This is a genomic window from Actinokineospora lacus, assembly GCF_053813445.1.
The window spans coordinates 33,726-55,185 of the sequence record NZ_JBQERA010000003.1; the positions used below are offsets into that span (position 1 = coordinate 33,726).

The 21,460-nt window shown below is 75.5% G+C and carries 16 protein-coding genes; 7 read left to right on the top strand and 9 right to left on the bottom strand.

Annotated elements, in window-relative coordinates:
• Positions 1 to 2: 2 nt before the first annotated feature.
• From ACTG9Q_RS08315 to cobC, 3 genes are read right to left on the bottom strand one after another with little or no spacing between them, the layout of a single operon-like run.
• The gene (locus ACTG9Q_RS08315; protein ID WP_455572068.1) at positions 3 to 740 is read right to left on the bottom strand and encodes a zinc ribbon domain-containing protein; all 738 of its coding nucleotides are present in this window, start codon (positions 738 to 740) and stop codon (positions 3 to 5) included.
• Positions 737 to 1,576, bottom strand: coding sequence for a Nif3-like dinuclear metal center hexameric protein (locus tag ACTG9Q_RS08320; protein ID WP_455572069.1), 840 nt, complete (start codon positions 1,574 to 1,576; stop codon positions 737 to 739). Before ACTG9Q_RS08320 ends, ACTG9Q_RS08315 begins: the two co-directional genes overlap by 4 nt.
• Positions 1,573 to 2,604 carry an Rv2231c family pyridoxal phosphate-dependent protein CobC gene (gene cobC, locus ACTG9Q_RS08325; RefSeq protein WP_455572070.1) on the bottom strand — a complete coding sequence of 344 codons (1,032 nt, stop codon included), beginning with the start codon at positions 2,602 to 2,604 and terminating at the stop codon, positions 1,573 to 1,575. The genes ACTG9Q_RS08320 and cobC overlap by 4 nt, the downstream gene beginning before the upstream one ends.
• Positions 2,605 to 2,984: 380 nt before the next feature.
• On the opposite strand from cobC, the gene ACTG9Q_RS08330 reads away from it, so the two are divergent.
• From ACTG9Q_RS08330 to ACTG9Q_RS08340, 3 genes are read left to right on the top strand one after another with little or no spacing between them, the layout of a single operon-like run.
• Positions 2,985 to 3,434 carry a low molecular weight protein-tyrosine-phosphatase gene (locus tag ACTG9Q_RS08330; RefSeq protein WP_455572708.1) on the top strand — a complete coding sequence of 150 codons (450 nt, stop codon included), beginning with the start codon at positions 2,985 to 2,987 and terminating at the stop codon, positions 3,432 to 3,434.
• Entirely contained in the window at positions 3,431 to 4,273 is an 843-nt protein-coding gene (locus ACTG9Q_RS08335) for a fructosamine kinase family protein (RefSeq protein WP_455572071.1), read from the top strand. The genes ACTG9Q_RS08330 and ACTG9Q_RS08335 overlap by 4 nt, the downstream gene beginning before the upstream one ends.
• 20 nt (positions 4,274 to 4,293) lie before the next feature.
• The gene (locus ACTG9Q_RS08340; protein WP_455572072.1) at positions 4,294 to 5,082 is read left to right on the top strand and encodes an SURF1 family cytochrome oxidase biogenesis protein; all 789 of its coding nucleotides are present in this window, start codon (positions 4,294 to 4,296) and stop codon (positions 5,080 to 5,082) included.
• Between the two features lie 178 nt (positions 5,083 to 5,260).
• Here ACTG9Q_RS08340 and ACTG9Q_RS08345 read toward each other — a convergent pair whose 3' ends face one another.
• Positions 5,261 to 6,193: a cobalamin biosynthesis protein gene (locus tag ACTG9Q_RS08345; protein WP_455572073.1), complete on the bottom strand. Its 933-nt coding sequence runs from the start codon at positions 6,191 to 6,193 to the stop codon at positions 5,261 to 5,263.
• A gap of 103 nt (positions 6,194 to 6,296) precedes the next feature.
• Here ACTG9Q_RS08345 and ACTG9Q_RS08350 point away from each other — a divergent pair, with 103 nt between their 5' ends.
• The 4 genes from ACTG9Q_RS08350 to ACTG9Q_RS08365 are packed head-to-tail and all read left to right on the top strand — an operon-like array spanning position 6,297 to position 14,275.
• Positions 6,297 to 7,814, top strand: coding sequence for a DUF2397 domain-containing protein (locus ACTG9Q_RS08350; protein WP_455572074.1), 1,518 nt, complete (start codon positions 6,297 to 6,299; stop codon positions 7,812 to 7,814).
• Entirely contained in the window at positions 7,814 to 9,037 is a 1,224-nt protein-coding gene (locus ACTG9Q_RS08355) for a TIGR02678 family protein (RefSeq protein WP_455572075.1), read from the top strand. The genes ACTG9Q_RS08350 and ACTG9Q_RS08355 overlap by 1 nt, the downstream gene beginning before the upstream one ends.
• A complete protein-coding gene (locus ACTG9Q_RS08360) occupies positions 9,034 to 13,119 on the top strand; it encodes a TIGR02680 family protein (protein WP_455572076.1) in 4,086 nt (1,361 codons plus the stop codon). Before ACTG9Q_RS08355 ends, ACTG9Q_RS08360 begins: the two co-directional genes overlap by 4 nt.
• Entirely contained in the window at positions 13,109 to 14,275 is a 1,167-nt protein-coding gene (locus ACTG9Q_RS08365) for a DUF2399 domain-containing protein (RefSeq protein WP_455572077.1), read from the top strand. The genes ACTG9Q_RS08360 and ACTG9Q_RS08365 overlap by 11 nt, the downstream gene beginning before the upstream one ends.
• A 38-nt stretch (positions 14,276 to 14,313) precedes the next feature.
• Here ACTG9Q_RS08365 and nudC read toward each other — a convergent pair whose 3' ends face one another.
• The 5 genes from nudC to ACTG9Q_RS08390 form a co-directional block, all read right to left on the bottom strand.
• A complete protein-coding gene (gene nudC / locus ACTG9Q_RS08370) occupies positions 14,314 to 15,333 on the bottom strand; it encodes an NAD(+) diphosphatase (protein WP_455572078.1) in 1,020 nt (339 codons plus the stop codon).
• Between the two features lie 74 nt (positions 15,334 to 15,407).
• Entirely contained in the window at positions 15,408 to 16,763 is a 1,356-nt protein-coding gene (locus ACTG9Q_RS08375) for a M16 family metallopeptidase (RefSeq protein ID WP_455572079.1), read from the bottom strand.
• 37 nt (positions 16,764 to 16,800) lie between these two features.
• The gene (locus ACTG9Q_RS08380; protein WP_455572080.1) at positions 16,801 to 18,084 is read right to left on the bottom strand and encodes a M16 family metallopeptidase; all 1,284 of its coding nucleotides are present in this window, start codon (positions 18,082 to 18,084) and stop codon (positions 16,801 to 16,803) included.
• Positions 18,085 to 18,188: 104 nt separating this feature from the next.
• Positions 18,189 to 19,604, bottom strand: a complete 1,416-nt coding sequence (locus ACTG9Q_RS08385; RefSeq protein WP_455572081.1) for an LPXTG cell wall anchor domain-containing protein — start codon at positions 19,602 to 19,604, stop codon at positions 18,189 to 18,191.
• A gap of 94 nt (positions 19,605 to 19,698) precedes the next feature.
• Positions 19,699 to 21,402 (bottom strand): DUF2207 family protein, encoded by a 1,704-nt coding sequence (locus ACTG9Q_RS08390; protein WP_455572082.1) that lies wholly within the window; start codon positions 21,400 to 21,402, stop codon positions 19,699 to 19,701.
• Between the last annotated feature and the right edge of the window lie 58 nt (positions 21,403 to 21,460).

The following is a 21,460-nucleotide window of genomic DNA, read 5'->3' on the forward strand; positions in this document are numbered from 1 at the left end:
CCTCACAGGCCCGACTCCGGCGTGCGCACGAGGATGACCCCGCACTCCTCGCACTCGATGACCTCGTCGGAGGGGGCGTCCTTGATCGAGGAGATCACCCTGCGGTCCAGTTCGAGCCTGCACGCCCCGCAGCGGCGGGCCCGCAGCAGCGCGGCGCCGATGGTCTTGGCGGCGCGCTTGCGCTCGTAGAGGGCGAGCAGGGGCCCGGGGACGTTCGCGGCGACCTTGGCGCGGTCGGCGGCCCTGCGGGTCTCCTGGGTGTCGAGGTCGGCGAGGTTCTCCTGGTGGCGGTGGCGCAGCTCGGCCAGGGCGGCGTCGGCCTTCTCGTGCTCGACGGCGGTGTGCTGGCTGTCGCCCTCGACGGCCTCGCGGCGCTCCATCAGCTCGAGCAGGTCGTCTTCCAGCGCGGTCTTGCGCTTGGTCAGGCTGGCCAGCTCGTGCTCGAGGTCGGCGACCTGGCGGGCGGCGGTGGTGCCGCCGTCGAGGAGCTTGCGGTCGCGGTCCTCGCGGGCGCGCACCGCGTCGATCTCCTTCTCCTGCTTGGCGACCTCGCGGTCGAGGTCGTCGAGCTGGGTCTGCACGGCGACGCGGGCGTCGCGCCGGGCCATGACGGCCTTCTCCGCCTCGGCGATCTCGGCCAGCTCCGGCGCGTTGCGGCGGCGGTGGTCGATGCGGGACAGCTCGGCGTCGATCTCGGCGAGGTCGAGCAGGCCGCGCTGAACGGCGGAATCGGCTTTCACCTGGTGGACCTCCGGGATATCTGCGACGCCTGGCAGGTCCAGGGGTCGGTGCGGCGGGTCGAGACGTCGATCAGGACCGTACCGCCGAGCGCGGCGCGCAGGACGCCCGCCGCCTGCTCGCACCAGGGCCACTCGCTGGCCCAGTGGGCGAGGTCGACCAGGGCGGGGGCGCCGGGTCCGGCGAGGTGCTCGGCGGCGGGGTGGTGGCGCAGGTCGGCGGTGACGTAGGCGTCGACCCCGGCGGCGGTCGCGGTGGCGAGGTAGGAGTCGCCCGCGCCGCCGGAGACGGCGACCTTCTTGATCGGCCGGTCGGGGTCGCCCGCGGCGCGGACGCCGCCCTCGGTGTGCGGCAGCGCCTCGGCGACCATGGCCACGAAGTCGGCGAAGCGTTGGGGCGCGGGCAGTTCGCCGACGCGGCCGATGCCGGTGCGGCCGTCGGGGTTGGGGTTGAGCGGGCCGGTGACGGTCAGGCCGATGGCCTGGGCCAGCGCGTCGGACACGCCGGGGTCGGCGGCGTCGGCGTTGGTGTGGGCGCAGAACAGCGCGATGCCGCCGCGGACCATCGTGTGGACGAGGCCGCCCTTGGGGGTGTTCGCGGGCACCCCGTGGACGCCGCGCAGCAGCAGGGGGTGGTGGGCGACGATCAGCTCGGCGCCGGTCTCGACGGCCTCGGCGACGGTGTCCTCGGTGGGGTCGACGCAGACCAGCACGCGGGTGAGCGGCTCGGCCGGGTCGCCGCAGACCAGGCCGACGGCGTCCCAGCTCTCGGCGAGCGCGGGCGGGTAGGCGGATTCCAGCGCGGCGATGGCGTCGGCCACCGTGGTCCCGGTGCTCACCGCGCGACCTCCAGTTCGGCTCGCAGGGCGTCGAGGAGGGGGCCGCACTGCTCGGGGGCGCGCACGGCGACGCGGAGGTGGTCGGGCCCGAGGCCGGGGAAGGTGTCCCCGCGCCGGACCGCGACGCCGCGGCGGCGCAGCCCGGTGCGGACGCGCTCGCCGTCGGGGACCTCGATGAGCAGGAACGGGGCGTGCGCGGGGCCGTGGACCTTCACGCCGTGCTCGGCCAGCCTGGCCGCGAGGTGTTCGCGGTGCTCGGCGTACTCGGCCGCGGCGACGGCGGCCTCGGCGACCGCCGGGTCCTCGCTGCACGCGACGACGGCGGCCAGGACCAGCGTACTGACCGGCCACTGTGGACGGTGCCGGGCGAGGGCGCGGAGGGTGTCGGGGTGGCCCAGGGCGTAGCCCGCGCGCAGGCCGGGCAGGGCCCACATCTTGGTCAGGCTGCGGAAGACCAGGACCGAGCGGTCGCGGGCCAGGCTCTCCGGCTCGCCGGGGACGGCGTCCATGAACGCCTCGTCGACCAGGACGGTGCGGCCGGGCTCGGACAGGGCGCGGATGGCCTCGGCCGGGTGCAGGGCCGAGGTCGGGTTGGTGGGGTTGCCGATGACGACGAGGTCGGCGTCGTAGGGGATCGCCTGGGGGTGCAGGGCGAAGCCGTCGGCGGGGTCGAGCAGGACGCGGTGCACGGGGACGCCCGCGTCGCGCAGGGCGGCCTCGGGCTCGGTGAAGGCGGGGTGCACGACCGCGGCCTTGCGGGGGCGCAGGTGCGGCAGGAGCGCGAACCCCTCCGCGGAGCCGTTGAGCACCAGGACCTCGTCGGCGCCGCGGCCGTGCCGGGCGCCGACGGCCGCGCGGGCGGCGAGGTCGTCGGCGGCGGAGGGGTAGCGGCCGATGTGGTCGAGGGCGTCGACCAGGCGCTGCCGCAGCCACCCCGGCGGGTGCTCGCCGCGCACGTTGACGGCGTGGTCGACCAGGCCGGGCACGGCGTCGACGTCGCCGTGGTGGCGCAGCGGATCGGGGGTCACGGCGGGAGTCTAGGGCGTGTTTCGGATGCGGAGGGCGGGCGAGTCCTGGTCAGCGCCGGTCGCCGACAGTGCCGTGGGCCGACTTGGGCCGTGGGACGGTCCTGGGGCTGTGGGGAGAGTCTTGGGCCGTGGAGCGGTCCTGGGCAGCGGGACGGTCCTGGGCAGTGCCGGTCGCTGACAGTGCCGTGGAACGGTCCTGGGCAGCGGGACGGTCTTGGGCGGTGGATGGTCCTGGGCAGTGGGCGGTCTTGGGTCGCGGGGCGGTCCCGGGCCGCAGGCGGTCTTGGCGGTGGATGGTCCTGGCAGTCCGGCCTGTTGTCCACGGCCTGGCTCGTGCGGGCGGGCGGGCACGGGCAGACTTCGGGGCTGTGCGCGACTCGATTCACATCTGCTTCGTCTGTACCGGCAACATCTGCCGCTCCCCCCTGGCCGCCATCGTCTTCACCGAGCACCTGCGCCGCGCGGGGCTGTCCGAGCGGGTCCGGGTGAGCAGCGCGGGCACCGGGGACTGGCACGTCGGCGACGCCGCCGACCCGCGGACCCAGGACGTGCTGACCCACGGCGGCTACCCGAGCGCCCACGTGGCCGCCGTCCTCGACGACGACCATCTCGGCGCGGACCTGCTCGTCGCCCTCGACCAGGGGCACGCCCGCGCCCTGCGCCGCAGGGTCGGGCCGGACCGGGTGCGGCTGCTGCGCGAGTTCGACCCCGCCGCCGACTCCCTCGACGTCCCCGACCCGTACTACGGCGGCACGGAGGGGTTCGACGAGGTGCTGGCCATGGTCGAGGCCGCGTGCCCCGGCCTGCTCGACTGGGTCCGCGCCCAGTGAGCCCGGCCGCGGCGGTGGCCGAGCTGCTCCAGCTCCCGGTGGCCGGGGTGCACGCGGTCGGGTCGGCGGTCTACGAGGTCGACCTCGAGAACGGGGACCTGGTCGTGGCCAAGCGGCACGGCGTGGTCGGGCAGGCGGCGGCCGAGGTCGCCGGGCTGCAGTGGCTGGCCGAGGCCGCCGCGGTGCCGGTGCCCGGGGTGCGGGCCGCCGACGAGACCTGGGTGGTGATGGACCAGGTCGAGCCCGGCCTCGCGACCACGGCGGCGGCCGTCGCGCTCGGGCGCGGCCTGGCCGAGCTGCACGCCTGCGGCGCGGACGCCTTCGGGTACGGCCCGACCACCGACGCCTGGATCGGCCAAGCGCCCATGCGCAACGCCACGGGACCGGACTGGCCGCGCTGGTACGCCGAACACCGCGTGCTGCCCTACCTGCGCGACGCCGTCGACCGCCACGTCATCGATCACAGCGGCGCCGCGGTGGTCGAGGCCGTGTGCGACCGCATCGATGACCTCGCCGGACCTGTGGAGCCACCGGCGCGCCTGCACGGGGACCTGTGGAACGGCAACGTGCTGTGGGCCGCCGACGGCCGGGCCTGGCTGATCGACCCCGCCGCGCACGGCGGCCACCGCGAGACCGACCTGGCGATGCTCGCGCTGTTCGGTTGCCCACACCTGGCCGACGTCCTCGCCGCCTACGACGAGCACCGCCCGCTGGCCGCCGGGTGGCGCGGACGCGTTCCCCTGCACCAGTTGTTCCCGCTCCTGGTGCACACCGTGCTCTTCGGGGCAGGCTATGCCCGCCAGACCGTGAGCGCCGCCCGGGCGGCACTGGCCGGGTGAGCCTGGCCTACCGTGGTCCCGTGCGGTTGAGGTTGCTGCTGCGGCCGGGCTGGCTGCTCACGGCGCTCGTGGTGGGTCTGTTCGCCACGGCGTGTTTCACGCTGCTCGCCCCCTGGCAGTTCCAGCGCCACGACGAGCGGCAGGAGACCAACGCCGCCCTGCAGGCCTCGTTCGAGGCGCGGCCGGTGCCCTTCGAGCAGCTCGGCGGCGCCGAGCCCAGCCGGACCACCGAGTGGCGGCTGGTGACCGTGCGGGGCACGTACCTGCCCGAGCACGAGGCGGTCGCGCGGCTGCGGACCGTGCAGGGGGCCGCCGCGTTCGAGGTGCTGACGCCCCTGCGGCTGCCGGACGGGAGCACGGTGATCGTCGACCGGGGCTTCGTGCGGCCCGCGGAGGGCGTCTCGGTCCCCGGGTTCGCGCCCGCCCCCGACGGCCCGGTCACGCTCACCGCCCGCGTGCGGGTCGGGGAGCGGGAGCAGAACGGGCGGGCCACCTTCCAAGACGGCAAGTACCGGCAGGTCTACGCCATCGACCCGCAGGCCGTGCTCCCCGGCAGCCTGCCCGGCTACCTCCAGCTCGAAGCGGGGGCCCCCGGCGTCCTCGGCGCCCTGCCGCTGCCCCAGCTCGAAGCGGGCCCGTCCTTCTCCTACGCGCTGCAGTGGATCGCCTTCGGCGCGATGACGGTGCTCGGGCTGGGCTACTTCACCTGGCGGGAGATCAAACCCGGCGGCGCGCTGGACAAGCCGCGCCGCAAGTCCGTGGCCGAGATCCTGGCCGACGACGAGGCCAACGCCGCGGCGGTCCGATAAACCGCGCCAGTCCGACAAGCCGCAGTCCGACAAGCCGCAGTCCGACACGCGCCAGTCCAATAAGCCGCAGTCCAATAAGCCGTAGTCCGATGAACAGGGGCGACCCAGCCGACGGTCCAACGCCGCGGCAGACCGATAAGCCGCGGCAAACCGAACAACAGGCGCGATCCAGCCTGCACTAGCGCCGCAGCAGTCCGATGACCGCGGCCACTCCGGCGGCCAGCCAGCCGACGACGCGGGACAGCTCCACCGCCCTGGTCACGTGCCCGGCGTCGGGCATCCGGCCGTCGCCCAGGACCGGCCGGTCCTCCACCCCGTGGGAGTAGACGGTGCGCCCGCCGAGGCGGACCTCCAGCGCTCCCGCGAACGCCGCCTCCACCCGGCCCGCGTTCGGGCTCGGGTGCGCGGCGGCGTCGCGCTGCCACGCCACCCACGCGCTGCGCCGGTTGCCGCCGACGACGGGCGCGCCGGCCACGGTCAGCCCGGCCGCCACCCGCGCGGGCAGGTAGTTGACCAGGTCGTCCAGGCGCGCCGACGCCCACCCGAAGCGCCGGTAGCGCGGCGAGCGGTAGCCCACCATCGCGTCCATCGTGTTCACCGCCCGGTACCCCAGCAGCCCGGGGACACCGGCCACCGCGCCCCACAGCAGCGGCGCGACGACCGCGTCGGAGGTGTTCTCCGCCACCGACTCCACCGCCGCGCGGGCCATCGCCGGGCCGTCCAGCCGCTCGGGGTCGCGCCCGCACAGCGCGGGCAGCCGCTGCCTGGCGCTCTCCAGCTCCCCGGCGTCGAGGTGCCTGCCGATGACCGTGCCCTCGGCGGCCAGCGACCGCCCGCCGAGCACGACCCAGGTGGCCAGCGCCGTCGTCAGCGTCCTGAGCACCGGCCGCGTCCGCCCGGCCCGCTCGACGGCCACGCCGAGCCCGACCACCGCCCCGGCCAGTCCGGCGGTGTAGACCACGCCCGCGGCGGGGTGGTCGCGGTGCACGACCTTCTCGACCAGCCCCGCCACCCGGCCGAACGCGGCGACGGGGTGGCCACGGCGCGGGTCGCCCAGCGCGGCGTCGGCCGCGGCCCCCAGCAGCAGTCCGATCGCGCGCGGCGCCGACACGGCGTCCCTCCCCTGCAACGTGCTCCCCCTGGAGGGGGAACCGTATCGCGGGCACGCGGGCAGGCTGCGCGGGTGTCGGGCGGTCGGACTATCGTGGCCCGGCGTGGAGCACGAGCAGGAGACCGACCCCGAGCGCAGGCTCCAGCTCTACGCCTACCTGCAGCCCCGCGAGCACCACCGCACCTATCTGGCGATCATGCGGCTGTTCACCTCCACCCTGCTGGCCGACCTGTCCGCTGGCGAGGTGTCCCAGGCGCTGGCCGCCGCCGAGCGCGACGGGCGCGTCGACATCGGCGAGTCGCACATCGACGTGGTGATCCCGCGGCTGCGCCAGCTGGTCGACTGGGGCAACCTCGTGCTGGGCCGCCGGGAGACGATCGCGGCCAGCATCGCCGAGTTCCAACAGGGCAGCATGCGCTACCAGGTCGGCAAGCTGGCCGTGCGCGTGCAGCGCGACGTCGACGCGCTGCTGCGGGTGCCCGAGGGCGCGCGCGAGGTGTCGCGGGAGCTGCTGCCCGCGATCGAGCGCGGCCTGGCCGAGCTGGGCGCCACGCTGGCCGCCGTGCGGGAGAACCCCGCCGCGCGCCGGGCCCGCGAGCAGCTGGCCGAGCGGGTGACCACGCTGTTCCTGCAGCACGCCGAGCTGGCCGCCACCGTCCGCGACTTCTACGCCTACCTCGGCCAGGTCCTGACCCGCAACCACCTTGCGCCCGAGGAGATCTCCGGCTTCCGCAACCTGCTGGTCGAGTACATCCAGGTCGTCGTCGAGGACGTGCTGCGCCACACCCCGGCCATCGCCACCGCGCTGAGCACCCTCGCCCCGGCGCGCGCCGAGCTGTTGCGCCTGCTCAGCCCGGACGAGCCGCTGGGCGCGGGCGTCGAGCGCACCCGCGGCCGCCGCGAGGCCGACTGGCAGGAGCTGGCCGACTGGTTCGCCGACCGCCCCGGCCACCCCAGCCAGGTCACCGCGCTGCGCGAGGCCACGACCCGCGCGATCGGCGCGCTGCTGGCCACCGTCCGGCGGGCCACCACCGGCGGCGGGCTGCTGCCCAGCCGCCGCGGCGAGCTGCTGCGCCTCGCCGCCTGGTTCGACACCGCCGACACCGAGACCGCCGACGACCTCTACGCCGCCGCGTTCGGCCTCTACTCCGCGCGCAACCTGCTGCCCGCCCCCGAGCACGACGCCGACGACGAGCACACCCCGTGGCGCGACGGGCCCGCGGTGGACGTGTCGGTGAGCGTGCGCGGGCGCGGCGACCGGGGCGCGCGCGGGCGGCCGTCGCGGATCATGGACGACCCGATCACCGAGCAGAGCCTGCTGGCCCAGGCCCGCGCCGCCGACGAGCGCCGGGAGGCCGCCTCGGCCGAGCTGGCCGCCGCCGCGGCCGACATCGAGGCCGCGGTGCTGTCCAGGCAGGCCCTCGGCGCGCTGTGCGAGCTGCTGACGCTGGCGATGGCCCAGCGGGAGAGCGCCCAGGACGAGGGCGAGGCCACCGACCAGGTGCGCGGCCTGACCCTCACGGTCACCCCGGCGCCCGGCCGGGTCACCCGCATCCGCAGCGACGGTGGCGCGCTGACCCTGCGCGACACCGCGCTGGCGATCAGCAGGGCGGGCGCCTGATGCGCGGCACCCCGATGCGCGACACCCCGGTGCGCGGCCGGGACGTCCTGGGCGAGCTGTCCGACATCGACGCCGCCAACGTGGCCCGCTGCGCGCGCGTCCTGCTGCGCCACCCGCTGCTGCGCCCCGGCGGGCCCGACGGCGACCTGCTGCCCCTGGTCTACCGCTACCGGGTCGCGCTCCAGGAGATGTTCGCGGCGCTGCTGGGCTACCGCCTGGTCGTGCAGCGCCGCTTCGCGCGGCTGCACAAGGCCGGTCCGGGAGCGGGCGCCAAGCGCGGCGAGCCGGGCCTGGCCCCGCGCGCCTACGCCTACCTGTGCCTGCTGCTGGCCGCGCTGACCGGCGTCGGCAGGCAGGTGCTGCTCTCCCGCCTGGTCGCCGACGTCCGGGCCGCCGGGAACGAGGCGGGCCTGACCGTCACCGACGACCTCGCCGACCGCCGCGCCCTCACCGCCGCCCTGCGCCACCTGATCGCGCTGGGCGTGATCACCGAGACCGACGGGACGGTCGCGGGCGCGGAGGCCCTCATCACCATCGACACCGACCTGCTGGGCCAGCTGCTCACCGGCCGCCCGGCCGAGGCCGACTCCGCCGCCGAGCTGATCGCCCGCGCCGCGAGCGCGGCCACCCCCGAGCACGCGGTGCGCAGGCGGCTGGTCGAGGACCCGGTCACGCTGCGCGCGGACCTCGCCGACGGGCACCGCGACTGGCTGCTGCGCGGGCAGCGCCGCGAGTCGGTGCTCCTGGAGCGCTGCTTCGGCCTGGTCACCGAGATCCGCGCCGAGGGCGTGGCGGTGACCGACCCGGAGGAGTACCTGACTGACGTAGTCTTCCCGGGCACGGGCACGGTGGCGCGGATCGCGCTGCTGGCCCTGCCGGAGCTGCTCGACGGCGAGCGGCGCGCCGACGGCCGCGTGCCCGTCACCCGGACCCGGCTGCGCGTGGTGTGCGACCGGCTGGTCGACGACTTCCCCTCGGCGTGGTCCCGGCAGGCGACCGAGGAGATGGCGACGCTGGTCGGCGATGTCGCCGACCTGCTGACCCGGCTCGGGCTGGCCGCCCCCGACGGCGCGGGCTGGCTGCTCAGCCCGGCCGCGCACCGCTGGCTCCCGCGGCCGGACGACGCCCCGGGCCGGGTGCCGGACCCGGCGCCCCCGCCCCCGGAACCAGGGTGGTCGCTGTTCGACACCGATGGCACCGACAGTCAGGGAGGAGCACCGTGACCGACTTCGGCCGGTGGCGGCTGCACCGCGGCGGGATCGTCAACATCTGGCAGTACCGGGAGCAGACCTTCGACTTCTCCGGCGGCCGGGCGGTGTTCCAGGGCACCAACGGCTCGGGCAAGTCCCGCACGCTGGAGCTGCTGCTGCCGCTGTGCCTGGACGGCGACCTGCGCTACCTGGGCTCCAAGGGCGCGGGCACGGTGTCCATCCGCCGCCTCATGCTGGAGGACTACGACGGCGGGCCCAACCGCATCGGCTACGCCTGGGTCGAGCTGCGCAGGGAGGGTCCCGCGGGCGAGGAGTTCCTGACCTGCGGGCTCGGGGTCAAGGCGTCGGCGACCTCGCAGGCGATCAGCGACTCCTGGCGCTTCGTCACCCCGTCGCGGGTCGGCACGCACTTCCGGCTCGTCTCCGCCGACCGGGTGCCGCTGGGCCCCGCCGCCCTGCGCGACGTGCTCGGCGCCGACCGGATCTACGACGAGACCGGCTTCCGCGCCCGCGTCGCCGAGGAGGTCTACGGCGTCCCGGCCGCCCGCTACGGCGACCTGCTGCACCTGCAGCGGACCCTGCGCAACCCTGACATCGGGCTGAAGGTGCAGGACGGGCAGCTGGAGCAGATCCTCTCCGACGCGCTGCCGCCGCTGGAGGCGGGCGTGGTCGAGCAGCTGGCCACCTCGTTCGAGGACCTGGAGTCCATCCGGGAGAACATCAGCCGCCTCGGCGCCGCCGACACCGCGATGAGCGCCTTCCTCACCGGCTACTCCGGCTACGCCCTCGGCGCCCTGCACGCCGCGGGCGAGCGCGCCAACGCCGCCCGCCGCGCGCTGGACTCCGCGCACGCCGAGGTCGACAAGCTCGCCGCCAAGGCCGTCACCGACGCCGACCGGCACGCCGCTGCCGAGGAGCGCGTGCGGGTGCTGGAGGAGCGCGATGCCGAGCTGGAGTCGGCGATCGACACCCTGCAGGCGCTGCCCGCCTACCAGGGCCTGCGCGACCTGCGCGACCGGGAGAAGCTGGTCGAGCGCACCCGCGAGGCGGCGGGCACCGCGCTGGACAACGCCGCGGTCCGCCGCAACCACACCGACCGCGCGGTGGAGACCGTGCTCACGGTCCTGCGCCGCCTCGGCGACGACCTGGCCGACGCCACCGCCCTCACCGAGTCCACATCGGACGGTCTGGCCGCCGCGGGCCTCGACCCGCGGCTGTGCCCGACCGTGCCACCGGCCCCCGACCTGGCCACCACCACGGTCACCGACCGGGTGCGCGCCAAGCCCGATCCGGAGGCCGAGCCGCTGGAAGTGCAGCGCCGCGAGCCCCCGCGGGTCGCCCCCGAGGCGCTGACCACCGCGCTGACCGAGGCCGCCGACCGCGCCGCCGAGGTGGGCGGCGCCGTGGCCCAGCGGGCCGCGCTGGCGATGACCCTGCACGAGCGCGCCATCAAGCTCGACCGCGACCGCCTCGCCCTCGACGCCGGGCGCGCCGCCGCCCGCGACGCCCAGATCGAGGCCACCGAGTCCGCGGGTCGGCGCAACGAGGCCCGCCAGCGCTTCGGCGTGGCCGCCGAGGTGTGGTGCGAGCGGGTGCTGGCGTGGACCTCGGCCGGGCCGTTCGCCGACGACCACGCCCCGCGCCCGCCGATGCCGCCCACCCCCATGGACGTGCTCGCCGACCCGGAGGTCTCGCGGGCCACCCGCGACGCCATGCGCCAGTGGGCCGCGCCGCACCTCGCCGGGCTGCGCCAGCGGGCCGTCGCCGCGCGCCAGGGCGTGGACGCGCTGGTCGCCGCGATCGCCGCCGCCGAGGCGCGCACGATCGAGCTGCGCAAGGGCGTCGACGCCACCCCGCCCGCCCCGCCGTACGACCGGGCCGACCGCGACCCGGCGACCGGCGCGCCCTTCTACCGGCTGGTCGACTTCACCAGCGGCGTCGACGCCGAGGAGCGCGCCGGGCTGGAGGCGGCGCTGCAGGCCAGCGGCCTGCTCTCCGCGTGGGTCGCCGCCGACGGCACCGCCCGCGACGAGGGCGGCATCGTCGCCGCGCCCGGCAGGGCCGCCGCCGAACCGCTCTCGACCGCCCTGGTGCCCGCCGTGGGACCGGACTCGCCGGTCTCCGCCGACACCGTCGGCGCCCTGCTGCTGGCGGTGTCCTACGGCGGCGAGCACGACGGGCTGACCGTGTGGCCCTCGGGCCGCTGGCGCGCGGGCGTGCTGCACGGCCTGCTGGCCAAGCCCGACGCGGAGTACGTCGGCGCGGGCGCGCGGGCCGCCGCCCGCCAGCGCGCCGCCGCCGAGCTGACCGGGGAGCTGGCCCGGCTGCGCGAGGAGCTGACCGAGGCCGAGGGGCGGCTGCGCGCGCACTCCGACGCCGTCGCCGTCTGGGACGCCCACCTCGACGCCTTCCCCGACGACCGGGAGCTGATCGGCGCCCGGGTCAGCGCCGACGAGACGCGCCGCCAGGCCGCCGAGGCCACCGCCCGCGCCGAGCAGCGCCGCGGCGACCACACCGCCGCCGACGGACGGCTCAAGGCCGCCGCGGGCGAGCTGGCCCGCGACGCGGGCGAGGCGGGCCTGGCCACCGACACCGAGACCCTGCGCGCGGCGCACCGCTCCGCCGCCGGGCTGCGGGACCTGGCCGCGAGCCTGCGCGACGCGCTGGGCAGGCGCTGCGCGGGCACCGTGCGCGACCTGGCCGACGCCATGCACGACTACCACGCCGCGGTCGCCGACCGGGAGTCCGCCGAGGCCGTGGCCGAGGAGCAGTGCGTGGAGTTCCACCGCGAGGCCGCCGCCCTCGCCGAGCTGACCGCCGCGGTCGGCGGCGAGGCCGTGCGGGTCCAGGGCCAGCTCGCCGAGCTGGACCGCGAGCGCAAGGCGACCCGCGACGAGCTGCCGTCGGCCCGGCGGGCGGCGACGGAGATGTCCAACCAGGTCGTCAAGACGCAGACCCTGCTGGAGGCGCGCGGCGGCGAGATCGACAGCAGGACCGCCGCTGCCGCCGCCGCGGCGCGCGGGTTCGCCGAGGCGCTGGACGCGCCCGGGGTGTGGCCCGCCGCGCTGCCGGTCGAGCGCCCGCCCTCGGACGCGGACGCCTTCGCCCTGCTGGCCGACGCGGTCGCGGCGAGCAAGCGCCTGCCCGGCGAGGACGCCGTGCTGACCAAGCTCCAGACGCTGCAGGCCGCGCTGGCGGGCACGCACAACGTCGCCCCCGAGCGGCACGCGGGCATCCTGACCGTGGTCGTCTCCGCCGAGGACGGCCCGGCGCCGGTCGCCGTCGCCGCCCGCCGGGTGGCGCGGCACCTGGCCGAGCGCCGGGACTTCCTGACCGAGCGCTACCAGGGGATCTTCGCCCTGCACCTGGTGCGGGAGCTGGCCGAGCGGCTCTCCGCGCAGATCGCCGTCGCCGAGGACCTGACCCGGCGGATGAACGAGGTGCTGGAGACCGCGCGGTCCAGCCAGGGCGTGCACGTGCGGCTGGAGTGGCAGCCGGCGCCGTGGCTCGACGAGTCCACCCTGGAGGGTCTGAGGCTGCTGCGGACGCCGTTCGCGCAGCGCACCCCGGAGCAGGACGCCCGGCTCCAGCAGGTGTTCACCGAGCGCATCGAGGCCGAGCGCGACGCGGCGTCGGCGGGCTTCGGCGAGATCCTGGCCCGCGCGCTGGACTACCGCTCCTGGTACTCCTTCACGGTGCGGGTGCGCGACACCGGCCCCGACGGCAAGCCGCGCTCGCGGCGGCTGCGCCAGCTGTCCTCCGGCGAGACGCGGCTGATCTCGTACGTCACCCTGTTCGCCGCGGCGGCCGCCTTCTACGGGGCGATCAGCTCGGGCTCGGCGATGTCCCCGCTGCGGCTGGTGCTGCTGGACGAGGCGTTCGAGCGCCTCGACGACCCGACCATCGCCCGGATGCTGGGCCTGCTGGTCGACCTGGACATGGACTGGGTGATCACCTGGCCGAGCGGCTGGGGCGTGTCCGACCGCATCCCCCGCATGCACATCTACGACGTCCTGCGCCCGAAGTCCGGCCACGGCGTCGCCTGCACGCACACCACCTGGGACGGCGCGGCGTTGGACCGAGATGACCCCTGACCCGCGGCGCCCCGAGTACGAGGTCCTGTGGCGGCAGGCCCGCAAGGCCGTGCAGCGGGGGCAGGTGAAGCTGGGCTACAAGGCGCCCACCCCGGCGGCCGCCGCCGCGGTGACGGCACTCATCGGGCGGACCCTGGAAGCGGGCGTCGGCACCACCATCCCGGTGGCCGACCTGGACGGCTCCGTCCGGTCGGTGTTCCACCGCGGGCTGTCCGACCTGCTGGCCGACGTGCACGGCTCCCCCGCGGAGCACCGCCCCGACCAGCCCGGCGTCGACGCCGCGCGCCGCGAGTGGACCGACGACCTCCTGCGGGACGCCCTGGCCTCGGCCGGTCTCTCGGCGGCCCCGTGGGCGGCGGTGTGGGTCGACCAGGTCCGCCGCTACGCCAAGATCGCCCCCGAGCGCCTCGCCGAGCCCGCCGCCCGGGCCGCCGCCGTGCTCGCCCGCCTGCACCTCACCTCGGCCCACGCCCCGCCGACCTGGCTCTCCCGCGTCGGCGTGGCCCGTGAGGCGGGCGACGAGCACTGCCTGGACCCGGGGCGCAAGGCGGGCGCCCTGGTCCTGCGGGCAGCCGCCCTGGCCCACGGCGTCGCCCTGCCGAAGTCCCGCCGCGACGAGACCCGCCTGTGGGAACGCTGCGGCGTCACCGACGGCGCGGGCGACGCCGTCCTGGTGCACGGCTTCCCCGGCCTCACCGGCCCGGTGCACGTCCCCCTGCGCGGCCTGGACCGGCTTCTGGGACAGACCACTGTGGACACGGTGTGGGTGTGCTCGCGCCCGCGCCTGGTCGAGGCCGCCGCCGACGCGGGCCTGCGGGCGCCGCTGGTGTGCCTGTCCGGGCGGCTCAGCCCCACCGCCCGGGTGCTGCTGTCCCGCCTGGCCGAGAGCGGCGACCTCGCCGTGCACGCCGACTTCGACCCCGCGGGCCTCCTGGTCACCGGCCAGGTCCTGGCCCTGGGCGCGACCCCGTGGCGCATGGCCGCCGACGACTACCGCGCCGCCCTGGACCACGCCCGCGCCCAGGACATCGACCTCCCCGCCCTCGACGGCGACCCCGGCCCCACCCCCTGGGACCCCACCCTCCCCGACGCGATGCGCGCGGGCTGGGCGGTGCCCGAGGAAGTGGTCACCGACCTGCTCCTCAACGACCTATAGCCACCTGAGGGCGCCGCCTGCTTCAGCACGGACCGCTCTCAGGCGCGGGCCCAGCCTGCCAGCATCTGGCCCGCGATGGAGGTGGAGCCCGGCAGCCGCAGGCCGTGGACCTCGCCACCGGCGGCCAGGGCCGCGCGGACCTCGGCGCGGGAGACCCACCGCGCGTCCTCGATCTCGCCCGCGGCCAGCCGCAGGGGGGTTGTCGGGTCGGTGTGGGCGGTGAAGGCGATCATCACCGACCGGGGGAACGGCCACGGCTGGCTGCCGAGGTAGCGGATGCCGCGCACGGCCACCCCCACCTCCTCGGCGATCTCCCGCTCGACGCACCCCTCCAGCGACTCGCCCGCCTCCACGAACCCGGCCAGCACGGAGTACCGCTCCGGCGGCCACACCGGCTGGCGGGCGAGCAGCACCTGCTCGCCGTTGTCCCCGACGCCGTCGTGCACCAGGCAGATGACCGCGGGATCGGTCCTCGGGTATTCCTCGCGCGCACATCCCGAACACCGCGTCGCCCAGCCCGCCGCGATCCGCAGGACCCGCTCCCCGCAGCGCGAGCAGAACCCGGCGCGGGCGTGCCAGCCGTGCACGGCGACCGCGGTGGTGAACAGACCGGCCGCGGTGTCGTCCAGCAGCCCGCCCACCGCCCGCAGGTCGTGCCACTCCTCCCCCGCAACCGACCGCGCCCCCGGCCACAAGCCCCAGGAGTTGGGCGGCGGCACCGCCTCCCCGGTCATGGGCTCCTCGGCGGGGACGGACCAGTACCCCAGCCCGTCCAGCGTCCCCAGCAACACCGCGTCCCCGGGCCGCTCCGGCCGCACCTCCACCGCGTTCCGCAAGGCCAGGGCGGGTGGGGTGGTGGCCGGGTCGACGCGGTCTGAGATCCGGACTGGGGTTCGGCCTTGGCGGTCGACGAGGAGGACCTGGCCCTTGGCCCACAGCTCGTCCAGGCGGGACCCGTCCCTGCGGACCTCGTCGTCGCGGTCCACTGTGGAGCGGGACAGGGCGGGCACCTCCGCGAGGCCGAACAGCCGTCCTGTTCCCGCGTCCACGACACTCACTTTCCGTTTCCACCCGCGCCGCAGCCCCTCGGCTCACGCGGTCGCCGAACACCAGCCGAACACCAGCCGAACGCTCAGAGCGCGCGCACGCCGCCGAGCAGCTCCAGCTCGGGGAAGCCCGCCGGGTCGCCGACGATGACGCCGGTGAACCGGTTGGGGGCGAAGAACTCCCGGGCGGCCTCGGCCACCTGCTCCACCGTCACCGCCTTGATCCGCTCGGAGTGGCCCACCAGCCAGTCCACGCCCAGCCCCAGGGGAGCCAGGCCGGACAGCTGCGAGGCCAGGCCCGCCTGCGACGCCGTCGAGGTCAGCAGCAGCCCCACCGCGTACTGGCGGACCGTCTCCACTTCGGACTCCGTCGGCGGCCTCAGGGCGAGCCTGCCCAGCTCGTAGCGGATCTCCAGGAGCGCGCCCGCGGTCACGGCGTTCGCGGTGTCGGTCTCCACCAGCAGGGTCGCGCCGCTCGGGCTGAACTCCGAGTAGGAGCGGGCGTGGTAGGTGTAGCCCTTGTCCTCGCGGATGTTCTCCACCAGCCGCGAGGAGAAGAAGCCGCCGAAGGCCAGGTTGGCCAGCTGCAGGGCCGCGTAGCGCGGGTCGGTGCGGGGGATGGCCTGGGCGGAGAGGCGCAGCTGGGACTGCACCGCGCCCGGCCTGCCGACCAGCACCAGCTCGCCGGGGACCAGCTCGGGCAGCGGGGGCAGCACGCTCGCGGACCGCTCGGACACCCAGCCGCCGAGGGCGGCGTCCACCCGGGACACCACGTCCTGCGGGGTGAGGTCGCCGACGACGACCAGCACGCTGCCGCGCGGCACGACCGCCTCGGCGTGCAGGGCGCGCACCTCGGCCGCCTCGACCCGGGCGACGTCCTCGGCCTCGGGCATCTCCCTGGTGAACGGGTGGTCGCCGTAGCGGTGCTTCTGCAGCGCCTTGCGGGCGATGACCCTGGGCTGCGAGCCCGCGACGGTGATCCGCTCCACCAGGCGCCCGCGCTCGCCGTCGACCTCGTCGTCGCTGTGGACCGCGCCGGTGAGGGTGTCGGCGAGGACGTCGAGCAGGGTGTCGAAGCCCTCGGCGAGGGCGTTCGCGCTGACGGTGAGCTGCTCGGGGTCCACGACCGCGGACATCTCGCCGCCGACCAGGGCCAGTTCGGTGTCCACGGCCACCCGGTCGCGGCGCTGCGTGCCGGTGAGCAGCGTCGAGGCCAGCACCTCCGCGCGCGCGGCGTGCGTCGGGTCGGCGCCCGCGAACGGCACGCACAGCCGCACCTCGACCATCGGGACGGTCGGGTGGTGCACGGCGATCACCCGCAACCCGTTGGCCAGCACGGTGTCGAGCGCGGCGGGCGGGGTCGCCGGGCGCTGGTCACCGAGCGGGGGCAGCGGGCGCGGACCGAGTTCGGTGCGCCCGATCTGCTCGGCGGTACGGCTCACTGGGCTCCTCCTACACACTGGGACGGACTGGGGGTGATCACTTGTCCCCCGCCGGGGTCACGGTCAGCACCGCGCGCGAATCGGGCCGCAGGGACTTGGCCGCGGCCGAGACCGCCTCCCCCGTCACCGCCGAGATCCGCCCGGGCAGCGCGTCGATCATGCTCGGGTCGCCGAACATCAGCTCGAACGAGCCCAGCGCCAGGGTGCGGCTGACCAGCCGGTCGTGCTCCTTGTGCAGGCTCGCCGCCCAGCGCGCGGTGACCTTGGCCAGCTCCTGGGCGTCCGGCGGGGTCTGGGCCAGCCGGTCCAGCTCCTCATCGATCGCGCCGAGCACCCGGTCGACCTCGACCTCGGGCGAGTGGATCGCGCTGATGGTGAAGGTGTCCGGGTCGCGCGCCTCGAACGGCCCGAACAGCCCGCAGCCCGCGTTGACGTCGGTGACCATCCGGTTGGCGTACACCAGCCGCTGCTGGAGCCGGGAGCCGTCGCCGTCGGTCAGGACACCGGCGAGCACCAGGTGCGCCAGGTAGCCGTCCAGCTCGGTCTCCGGGTCGGGCACGCGGTAGCCCAGCGCGACGGCGGGCAGCGGGGCCAGCGCGTCGGGGTGGTCGGCGCGCAGCTCGCCCGCGGGCGGCGGCTCGGCGAAGGAGGGCCGCCGCGGCTTCGGCCGCGACGGCACGTCGCCGAAGTGCTTGTCGATCAGCGCGAGCGCCCGGTCGACGGTGAAGTCGCCCGCCACGGTCAGCACGGCGTTGGACGGCGCGTAGTAGGTGTCGAAGAAGGCCGCGCAGTCGGCCAGGCTCGCCTGCTCCAGGTCCTCGAACCCGCCGTAGCCGTTGTGGGCGTTGGGGAAGGTCTGGTACAGCACCGGCGGCAGCAGGATCCACGGGAACCCGCCGTAGGGCTTGCTGAGCACGTTGAGCCGGATCTCCTCCTTCACCACGTCGATCTGGTTGCGGAGGTTCTCCTCGGTCAGCTTGGGCGCGCGCATCCGATCGGCTTCGAGAAAGAGCGCGCGCTCCAGGGCCGCCGAGGGCAGCAGCTCGAAGTAGTCGGTGTAGTCCGGGTGCGTCGACCCGTTGAAGGTGCCGCCGGAGGACTGCACGTGCCGGAAGTGCGCCAGCTTCTCCAGGCTCTCGCTGCCCTGGAACATCAGGTGCTCGAACAGGTGGGCGAACCCGGTGCGCCCCTCCGGCTCGGAGCGGAAGCCCACGTCGTAGTGCACGCTCACCCCGACGACCGGCGAGGTCGGGTCCGGGGCGAGGACCACCCGCAGGCCGTTGGGAAGGGTGGACCTGTGCAGCTTCTCGGAAACGGTCACGGCAGCGAGCCTACGGGAGCGGCGCCACCCGCCGTCACCAAAACTCCCCGCCTGTGGACAACCCCGGGAACGCCCAGCTCAGGCGGGCGTTCCCGGGGTGGCCATCAGGAGGTCGGGCGCCTGCGCCGGGCGGCGAGGACGAGCCCGCCGCCGAGGCCGAGCGCGGCCAGGCCGAGGGCGACCATGCCGCCGACGGCCGCGCCGGTGACCGGCAGCTCGTCCACGGGCGGGCGGGCGCCCTGGGGCAGCGGGGTGGTCGTGGTCGCCGGGACCGAGGTGCCCGTGGTCGTGGGCGCGGTGGTGGTGGTCGGGGTGCCCTCGACGCAGTCGACGGTGAAGGTCTCGACGGTCTTGAGCCCGGCGCCGGTCAGCGTCGCGGTGTAGGCGCCGTCCTCGAAGGCGTTGTCGTACCGCGTCCACTGGTACGGGCCGTCCTTGGTGAACTCCACGACCTCGTCGAACTCCGGCAGGTCCTTGATCTTGAAGGTGCGCTTGGCCGGGTACGGGCCCACGGCGTAGTAGCGCACGGTCACGACCGACTCGCCGTCCACGCACCGCACCGCGACCTGCAGCCCGTCGTCATCGATGGCGACGTCCTCGCAGTGGTCCACCACGACGTGGGTGGGCGTCTCGGTGCCGTCGGAGCCGACCACGGTCACCGGGTAGTCCCCGCCGGGGAACGGCCCGAGGTCGACGGTCTCCTGCCAGCTGCTCGCGACGGCGACCCGCCGCGTCACGTCGCCCGCGATCACCGTGTACTCGACCTCGTGGCGGTTCGGGTTGGAGATGACCGCGTAGACGACCGCGGGGGTGGTCACATCGCCCTTCCCGTCGCAGCGCGCGTAGCTGTAGACGCCGGGCGCGTTGACGGGCGCGCACTTGACCTCGAAGGTCTCGGTGATCGGCTCGGCGAGCGCCTCACCGGACAGCGACGCGGTGTAGGTGCCGTCGTCGAACAGGTTCTCGGTGATGCGCAGGAACAGCCCCGGGGCGAGTTCGGTGATCTCGTAGTCCGTGGGGTTCTCGATGCTCAGCGAGTAGTTGCGCACTTCCCCGGTGTCGGGGTTGGCGACCTGGAAGGTGGCCAGGCCCCAGCCGCCGCGGCACTCGACCTCGACGGTCAGCTCCAGGTCGGTGGGCTTGCTGTCCGCGCACGCCTTCACCGTGACCGGCGCGCCGTCGGAGGGGTTGTCCGCGCCCTCGACCTCGACCACGTACTGGCCGACCTCGACGTCCTCGAACACGGTCCGGTGGACCTGGTTCTCCTCGTCGAACACGGTCTCCTGGGGAGCGTGCCCCGACCCGGACAGGGCCACGGTGTAGGGGTCCATCGCGTCGTCGAGGATGACCTCGACGTCGGAGGTCCCGTCCTCCGCGCACACGCTGACCGCGCGGATCACCACACTGGGCTGGGGGAGGTCGGTCGGGTCTTCTTGGGCGAACGCGGCGGGCGCGACTGCGGCGGCCAACGTGAGGCCAGCCGCGGCCGCGAGGACCGCCCGGGTCACGGTGGTGAACAACGAGCCTCCCCAGGCACCTGATCGGGTGATGAGAAAATCTCGCGCACGGTACCCCGGGCGCGGATAACGACTCCACCCCCACCCGAAAAGATGGTCAGCGCTTGCCGAACACCGCGTCCAATTCGTCAATGAGCTCCACGAATCGGGCCGCGAGCCCGCGCGGGTCGGGCTGCTGGATTCCGTACCAATACAGGCCACCCATAACGCCGTTGCGCTCCAGCCACGACGCGGTCTCATCCAACGCCACCGCGTAGGGGAGGGAACGAGAGAACACCATCTCCCGGTCGGCCGCGGGCACCCGGTCCGGCCGTGCCGCGCGCAGGTGGCCGTGCAGACCGCGGACCTGGCGCACGAGCAGCCCGCCGCGCTTGGTCCTGGCGGGCAGCAGCCGTCCGCCCAGCGCCAAGCCGATGCCTGCCAGGAGCAGCGCGACCCCCAACAGAGCCGGACCGCCGCTCAGCGCCAGGGCCACCGCCAGCGCCACGCCCGCCACCGCGGCGGCCACCCCGACGAGACCGACCGTGCCCAGGCCGCCGGGGGTGCGGGAGAACCAGCCGCGGGAGACGGCGTCGGCGTAGACCGCGGACCGGACACCGGCGACCTCCGGCGGCGAGCCGCGCAGCGCCGAGACCGTCACCGAGTCCGTGCCGGGCGGCAGCAGCGCCGCGTAGACCGCGCGCTCGTACTTGGTGAGGGAATCATCGGGCGCGTTGCGCGCCACGATCTGCCAGTCCGGCCCCGCCTCGGTGATCCACAGGTAGTTGCGGACGGCGAGGTCGATCACGGTCGCGGTCAGGTCGCGCGGGTCGACCCGCTCGTCGATCACCGTGCCCGCCTGGCCGGGGAGGACGCCGTCGGGGGAGGCGAAGGCCACCCGGTCGCCCTCGCCGACGAGCACGTCGACCGGCGCGGCGTCGGCGGCCAGCGCCTGCGCGTCGCGGCCGCGGGCGGTCAGCAGCACGGCGAACCCGCCGATCAGCAGCAGCAGGACCACGCCGAGGCCGCCGCCGCTGAGCGGGGTCAGCGCGAACGGGCCGCCGCCCACCGCGGCGGAGTCGAACTCGGCCGTGGCCGGGACCAGGCCCGGCGGCAGGTCGGCGGCGACATCGACGCGCGCACCGGTGTCCAAGTTGGAGTGCACGACCCGCAGGATGCCGCCGGAGTCGGTCATGGCGGAGTCGCAGCGGTCCTCGGTGTTGGCCGCCCCGGCGAGGCAGGCGAAGTTCCGGCCGGGCTTCGGGGTGAGCAGCGAGGCCCGCACGAACACCAGCTTCGTGTCCCAGCCGCTGGCGACCTGCCAGCGGAACTGCTGGTGGTCCCCGGTGTCGGCGACGGCGCCGTCCACTGTGTAGGTCACGGTGGAGGCGCCCTCGCCGAGCGTGAGCACGAGCGCGTCGGCGGTCACCTCGGCGGTGCCGTTGCCGTCGACAGCGGTGTCGCGCACGGTGAACACGCGGTCGCCGATGCGCAGCGGGGCCGTGCGGGTCATGGTGCCCTTGGCCTGCACGATGACCTGTTCGACCACCGTCAGGCTGCCGTCGCGCTGCACCTTGAGCTGGACGTTGACGCTGCGCGGCAGCACGATCGGCCTGCCGGGCTCGCGGGTCGGCCGCGGGCCGCCGGTCGGCGGCGCCGGGACGATGATCGGCGGCCGGTCCCCTCCCACCGTCGGCCCCAGTGAGGGCATCGGGAAGTCGATGCTCGGCGCGCCCGGGGGCGGCGACGGGAACGACGGCTGGCCTGCGAGTGCGATCCCGACCGCCACCAGTCCGGCGGCGGCCCCCCATTTCGTCAACACGGCAGCGAACGATAGCCGAGCCCGCTTATGCTCACCGGCGATCTCGGACATCTTGGGG

Bases quoted from the DNA above. Each gene is read 5' to 3' on its own strand.
- ACTG9Q_RS08355 (WP_455572075.1), top strand. From the start codon at position 7,814: ATGCGCGGCACCCCGATGCGCGACACCCCGGTGCGCGGCCGGGACGTC.
- ACTG9Q_RS08365 (WP_455572077.1), top strand. From the start codon at position 13,109: ATGACCCCTGACCCGCGGCGCCCCGAGTACGAGGTCCTGTGGCGGCAG.